Below are 992 nucleotides of genomic sequence, written 5' to 3'. Positions count from 1 at the left end.
CCGCCGGCACCCTGCATGGCGGCAGCGGCAGACACCACTGCCATAATCATCAACATCACGTCGATTGGCGGACTGGTTGGCTGTAAATTGAATCCAAATGCTAAAATGGCAAGTCCTAAACCCCCCATAACTCCCAAGCCGATGCCGCCAAGCCGGGCACCAATCAAAATACATAGTAAAACTATAGCAAATTGAAATAGAAACATAACTGCTCCATTACTTTAATTATAAATAAGAAATAATTATTCCCTGTTAAAAAGGGAATTGTTCTGTCATCAAATTCTGGTGGTTTATGCAATGATAAACCACCAGACTAGATGGCGCGTATTCTATCAGGAGTGTTATAAAAAAGAGAGTGTAATTCCGCTAAAAACCCGCTTTAAATCAAATTGCCAGCTAATTTTTGCTGAAAACTAAAATGCGATCAGTAAGTGATAGATTGGTGTTGGCTAGCTACTTGACCAAAGTCGCATAATAAGGGCATTATATTGGCATAACTACTAGAGGAGAGGTAGATATGAGTAAAGTATACAATGAAGATTTCTATGGCTGGGTGACAGAGCAGACTGAATTACTGAGAGCTGGGGCACTCAATCAATTAGATATCGAAAATCTTATTGAGGAGATGGAAAGCATGGGGAGAAGTGAACTGTCGCAGCTGAATAATCGATTTCGAATATTGATTGCCCATTTGCTCAAATGGGGCTATCAGCCGAGCCATCGCGGAAAAAGTTGGGAATTGACCATCAAAGAACAGCGAAAAGCGATTGAACGTTTGATAAAAAACTCTCCATCATTAAAAAATCCAATGAATAAAGAAGAGTTCTTAGAGTGGGCGTGGGAGTCTGCTATATTTGATGCCGCACGTAAAACGTCAATGTCAGATTCAGATTTTCCAAGTAAGCCAATCTGGACATTAGAAGAGATTCTAAGTTCGGACTTTTTTCCATAACTAAAAAACATGGCGAACGTGGGCGGATTCGAACCGCCGA

2 protein-coding genes are annotated in these 992 nt (G+C 40.9%); one reads left to right on the top strand and one right to left on the bottom strand.

Annotated elements, in window-relative coordinates; genetic code table 11:
• A partial coding sequence (locus tag FHQ30_RS07690) for an anaerobic C4-dicarboxylate transporter family protein (protein WP_500692254.1) occupies positions 1-206 on the bottom strand: 206 nt, incomplete at its 3' end.
• Between the two features lie 311 nt (positions 207-517).
• On the opposite strand from FHQ30_RS07690, the gene FHQ30_RS07685 reads away from it, so the two are divergent.
• On the top strand, positions 518-952 hold the full coding sequence (locus FHQ30_RS07685; RefSeq protein WP_139610319.1) for a DUF29 domain-containing protein: 435 nt from the start codon (positions 518-520) through the stop codon (positions 950-952).
• Positions 953-992 lie beyond the last annotated feature (40 nt).

The organism is Testudinibacter sp. 'clade 2' (assembly GCF_006227735.1).
Classification (GTDB): Bacteria; Pseudomonadota; Gammaproteobacteria; order Enterobacterales; family Pasteurellaceae; genus Chelonobacter.
The sequence above is the reverse complement of the archived record's forward strand: the minus strand, read 5'-3'. Positions and strand labels throughout refer to the sequence as shown.

Bases quoted from the DNA above. Each gene is read 5' to 3' on its own strand.
- FHQ30_RS07685 (WP_139610319.1), top strand. From the start codon at position 518: ATGAGTAAAGTATACAATGAAGATTTCTATGGCTGGGTGACAGAGCAG.